The organism is Caulobacter sp. P1_B12_2, assembly GCF_056406675.1.
Genome location: NZ_JBFTZS010000340.1, coordinates 1 through 5,183 on the forward strand (window position 1 = coordinate 1; position 5,183 = coordinate 5,183).

A 5,183-nucleotide genomic window follows, 5' to 3' on the forward strand; every position below is an offset into this window, starting at 1 on the left:
GGGGCCGAGACCCTGGCGGACGCCCTGGCCCTGGCCTATCAGACCAACCCCACCCTGCAAGGCCAACGCGCCAACCAGCGCGTCACCGACGAGGGCGTGGTCCAGGCCAAGACCGCGTTCCGCCCGACTCTGAACGCCTCGGCCGACGCCACGGCCTCGCGCACTGAGCTGGCCAACGATGTGATCGTGGGCGGCGTAACCCGCGACCACACCAGCGGCAGCGGCAGCGGCGCCAGCCTGGCCCTGCAGCAGCCGCTCTATACGGGCGGCCGCGCCAGCGCCAACCTGAGCGCCGCCCAGGCCGACGTGCTGGCCGGCCGCGAGGACCTGCGCAGCGTCGAGCAGTCGGTGCTGGGCAACGTCATCCAGAGCTATGTCGATGTTCGACGCGACCAGGAACGCCTGCGCATCGCCCAGGAGAACGTCAGCGTCCTGAACCGCCAGCTGGAAGAGTCCAAGGCGCGCTTCGAGGTCGGCGAGATCACCCGCACCGATGTGGCCCAGTCGGAAGCCCGCCTGGCCGCCGCCCAGGCCAGTCAGTCCTCGGCCCAGGCCATCCTGGCCGCCAGCCGCGCGGCCTACGCCGCCGTGGTCGGCCAGAACCCCACCGACCTGGCCCCCGAGCCGTCCCTGGCGGCCCTGTTGCCGAGCAGCGTTGAGCAGGCCTTCGACCTGGTCGACAAGAACAACCCGCAGATCCAGGCCGCTCGCTACGCCGAGCAGGCCGCCGCGGCCCGCGTCGCGGTCGCCAAGGCCGCCTATCGCCCGACCGTCGGGGCCCGCGCGGGCCTGGACACCGACGCGACCCGCACCAACGGCACCGGCCGGGACTTCGGTGACTACAACCGCGGTTACACCGCCTCGCTGACCGCCTCGATTCCGCTCTTCACCGGCGGCCTGACCAGCTCGCAGGTGCGCGCCGCCACCGAACGTGAGAACGCCGCCCGCATCGCGGTCGAAGGCGCCCAGCGCGGGGCCCTGCAACAGATCTCCACCGCCTGGAACAACCTGCTGGCCTCGCGCGCCAACCTGGTGTCGAACGAAGAGCAGGTCCGGGCCACGCGCATCGCCTTCGAAGGCGTGCGCCAGGAACAGCAGGTCGGGCTGCGCACCACCCTGGACGTGCTGAACGCCCAGCTGGAACTGGCCAACGCCGAGGTGGCCCTGGTGGTCGCCCGCCGCGACGAATACGTGGCCAGCGCCAGCGTGCTGCAGGCCATGGGCGTGTTGAACGTCGCCAACCTGGCCCCGGCCGTCGAGCGCTACGACCCGGTCAAGTCGTACGACAAGGTCAACCACGCCTTCGGCTGGGTGCCGTGGGAGCCGGTCGTGCAGGGAATCGACAAGGTCGGCGCCCCCTCGACGGCGGTCAAGGGCGGGTCCGCTCAAGCGACTCCCGTGGCCGCCAAGTAGGGCGAAATGGCGCGCCCGCCATCCTTGAGCTTGCTTAAGGCGCGCAAGTCTGCACCATCGCTGTAAGCGCCTGCTTGGGCGCTTACAGGATTCGTACCCCTTCGAGACGACTCGCACATGTCCGACCAGAGCCCCCAAGAACCGACGATGGAGGAGATCCTCGCCTCCATCCGGCGCATCATCTCGGAAGATGACGCGCCGGCGGAGGAGGCCGCAGCGGCGCCCGAAGCCGAACCCGCGGCCTTCGAGGAAGCGCCGGCCGAGGACGATGTCCTGGAGCTGACCGACCCGATCGAGCCGGCCTCGCCGGTCGAGACCCTGGGCGACATCGACGTCTATTCGCCGGAGCCCGAGCCGGAACCCGCGCCGCCGCCGGCTCCCGCGCCCGAGCTGGAGCCGATTCAGGGCTTCTCGCGCGATGAAGTTGCCGAGAACCTGGTGGGCGACCACGCCGCCAGCCTGGCCGCCACCGCCTTCGGCAGCCTGAGCTCGGCCCTGCTGATGCCCAAGGACGGCCGCACCCTGGAAGACGTCGTGCGCGAACTGCTGCGCCCGCTGCTCAAGGAGTGGCTGGACCAGAACCTGCCGCGCATCGTCGAGGCCAAGGTCGAGGAAGAAGTACACCGCATCGCCCGCGGTCGCGGCTGATCCACGGCCGACCCCGCCTTCTTGGCGGATACGGGCGGAAATTCGAAGGCGGTCGCTCCGGCGGCCGCCTTTTTCCGTCCTAAAAATCCTAGTTGAACCAAGGCCCACGGTTTCGCCGGGCGGCCGCAGATGGCATACCCGCTCCGCCATGCTTGAAAAGACCTTCGATCCCAAATCCGTCGAACCCCGCCTGTACGCCGCCTGGGAGGCCTCCGGGGCCTTCAAGCCGAGCGAAGCGCCCGGCGCCGAGTCGTTCACGATCGTCATCCCGCCGCCCAACGTCACGGGCAGCCTGCACATCGGCCACGCGCTGAACAACACGCTGCAGGACGTGCTGACGCGCTTCCACCGCATGCGCGGCAAGTCGGCCCTGTGGCTGCCGGGCACCGACCACGCGGGCATCGCCACCCAGATGGTCGTCGAGCGCCAACTGGCCGCCGCCGGCAACATCGGCCGCCGCGAGATGGGCCGCGAGGCCTTCGTCGAGAAGGTCTGGGCGTGGAAGGCGGAGAGCGGCGGGGCCATCACCAACCAGCTGCGCCGCCTGGGCGCCAGCTGCGACTGGTCGCGCGAGCGCTTCACCCTGGACGAGGGCCTGTCGGCCGCCGTCCGCAAGGTGTTCGTCCAGCTCTACAAGCAGAAGCTGCTCTATCGCGACAAGCGCCTGGTCAACTGGGATCCCCAGTTCCAGACCGCCATCTCCGACCTCGAGGTCGAGCAGAAGGAGGTCGACGGCGCCTATTGGCACTTCGCCTACACCCTGGCCGACGGCGTCACCTACCAGCACCCGGTCGCTTTCGACGAAGACGGCAAGGCTGTCGAGTTCGAGACCCGCGACTTCATCGTCGTGGCCACCACGCGTCCGGAGACGATGCTGGGCGACACCGCCGTGGCGGTTCACCCGAGCGATGAGCGCTACAAGGACCTGGTCGGCAAGGACGTGGTGCTGCCGATCGTCGGCCGCCGCATCCCGATCGTCGCCGACGACTACGCCGACCCGACCAAGGGTTCGGGCGCGGTCAAGATCACGCCGGCCCACGACTTCAACGACTTCCAGGTCGGCAAGCGCCATGGCCTAGCCTCGATCAACATCCTGACGCCCGACGCGCGCCTGAACGACGACGTGCCGGAAGCCTATCGCGGCCTGGACCGCTTCGTGGCCCGCAAGGCGATCGTCGCCAAGGCCGAGGAAGACGGCTGGCTGCGCGAGATCGAGAAGACCCGGCACATGGTCCCGCACGGCGACCGCTCGGGCGTGGTCATCGAGCCTTACCTGACCGACCAGTGGTACGTCGACGCCAAGACCCTGGCCCAGCCCGCCCTGAAGGCGGTCGAGAACGGCGACACCGTCTTCGAGCCCAAGAACTGGGAAAAGACCTATTTCGAGTGGCTGCGCAACATCGAGCCCTGGTGCGTCTCGCGCCAACTCTGGTGGGGCCACCGCATCCCGGCGTGGTTCGGGCAGGACGGCCACATCTTCGTCGAGGAGACCGAGGAAGAGGCCCTGGCCGCCGCCATCCTGCACTATGGCGACGAAGCCCCGATCCTCAAGCGCGACGAGGACGTCCTCGACACCTGGTTCAGCTCGGCCCTGTGGCCGTTCTCGACCCTGGGCTGGCCCGAGAAGACCGACGACCTCGCTAAGTTCTACCCGACCAGCACCCTGGTCACCGGCTTCGACATCATCTTCTTCTGGGTCGCCCGGATGATGATGATGGGCATCCACTTCATGGGCGAAGTCCCGTTCAAGCAGGTGTTCATCAACGCCCTCGTCCGTGACGAGAAGGGCGCCAAGATGAGCAAGTCCAAGGGCAATGTGATGGACCCGCTGGTCCTGATCGACGAACTGGGCTGCGATGCGGTGCGCTTCACCATGACCGCGATGTCGGGCCAGGCGCGCGACATCAAGCTTTCGAAGCAACGCATTGAAGGTTATCGCAACTTCGGCACCAAGCTGTGGAACGCCTCGCGCTTCGCCCAGATGAACGAGTGCGTCCGTGTCGAGGGCTTTGATCCCTCCACCGTCCAGCAGCCGATCAACAAGTGGATCCGCGGCGAGACGGTCAAGACCGTCGCCGAGGTGACCCGCGCCCTGGAGGCCCCGGCCTTCAGCGACGCCGCCGACGCGCTCTACAAGTTCATCTGGAACGTGTTCTGCGACTGGTATGTCGAGCTGGCCAAGCCGATCCTCAATGGCGACGACGCGGAGGCCAAGGCCGAGACCCGCGCCACGGCCGCCTGGGCGCTGGACGTGATCCTCAAGCTGCTGCACCCGGTCATGCCGTTCATCACCGAGGAGCTGTGGGACAAGACCGCCGAGTTCGGCGCGCCTCGCGAAGGCATGTTGATCGTCGAGAAGTGGCCCGAGCTGCCCGACAGCTGGATCGACGCCGACGCCGAGGCCGAGATCGGCTGGCTGGTCGACGCGGTCGGTGAGATCCGGTCCCTGCGCAAGGAAGTCAACCTGCCGGCCGGCGCCAAGCCGCCGCTGACGGTGATCGGCGCCAACGCCGAGACCAAGGCGCGCCTGTCCCGCCACCGCGACCTGCTGCTGACCCTGGCCCGCCTGGACAGCGCCCGCGAGGCCGACACGGCCCCGACCGGCGCCGTGCCGTTCGTGCTGGGCGAGGCGACCGGCGCCCTGGCCATCGCCGAGTTCATCGACCTGACGGCCGAGAAGACCCGCCTGACCAAGGAAATCGCCGGCCACGTCGGCGAGATCGAGAAGACGGGCAAGAAGCTCGGCAATCCGGACTTCCTGGCCCGGGCCAAGGAAGAGGTGGTCGAGGAAAATCGCGAACGCCTGGCCGAGGCCGAGGCCGCCAAGACCAAGCTGGAAGCGGCCTTGGCGCGTCTGGAAGCGGTGGGGTAGGGCTCTCGTCGCGAACCCACCGGCCTCGGCGGGTTTGCGACTAGGGCTGCGGCCAGGCCGGCTTGTCGGTCTTGGCTCGCTTGTAGGGCATGACGCCGCTCGCCAGGTGGAACGGATCGCCCGATCGCCACTCCGACGACGAGAACACGCTGTTGCCCAGCGCGAACCAGGCGTTCTCGCATTCTTCCTGGCCGGGACCGGCGCCGGTCACCGGATTGCGGCCCTCGGGATAGCTGAAGCAGACCTCGGC

The 5,183-nt window shown here is 68.5% G+C and carries 4 protein-coding genes; 3 read left to right on the forward strand and 1 reads right to left on the reverse strand.

Annotated elements, in window-relative coordinates; genetic code table 11:
* From AC1DZ6_RS18500 to AC1DZ6_RS18510, 3 genes are all read left to right on the forward strand, one after another.
* Positions 1–1,413, forward strand: a 1,413-nt coding sequence (locus AC1DZ6_RS18500) for a TolC family outer membrane protein (RefSeq protein ID WP_477098606.1), incomplete at its 5' end; no start/stop codon positions are given.
* Between the two features lie 117 nt (positions 1,414–1,530).
* Positions 1,531–2,061, forward strand: coding sequence for a pole-organizing protein PopZ (gene popZ, locus AC1DZ6_RS18505; protein ID WP_477098607.1), 531 nt, complete (start codon positions 1,531–1,533; stop codon positions 2,059–2,061).
* A gap of 148 nt (positions 2,062–2,209) precedes the next feature.
* Entirely contained in the window at positions 2,210–4,933 is a 2,724-nt protein-coding gene (locus AC1DZ6_RS18510; protein ID WP_477098608.1) for a valine--tRNA ligase, read from the forward strand.
* Between the two features lie 40 nt (positions 4,934–4,973).
* Here the strand turns inward: AC1DZ6_RS18510 and AC1DZ6_RS18515 are convergent.
* Positions 4,974–5,183: hypothetical protein (locus AC1DZ6_RS18515; RefSeq protein WP_477098609.1), on the reverse strand; the 210-nt coding region annotated here is incomplete at its 5' end.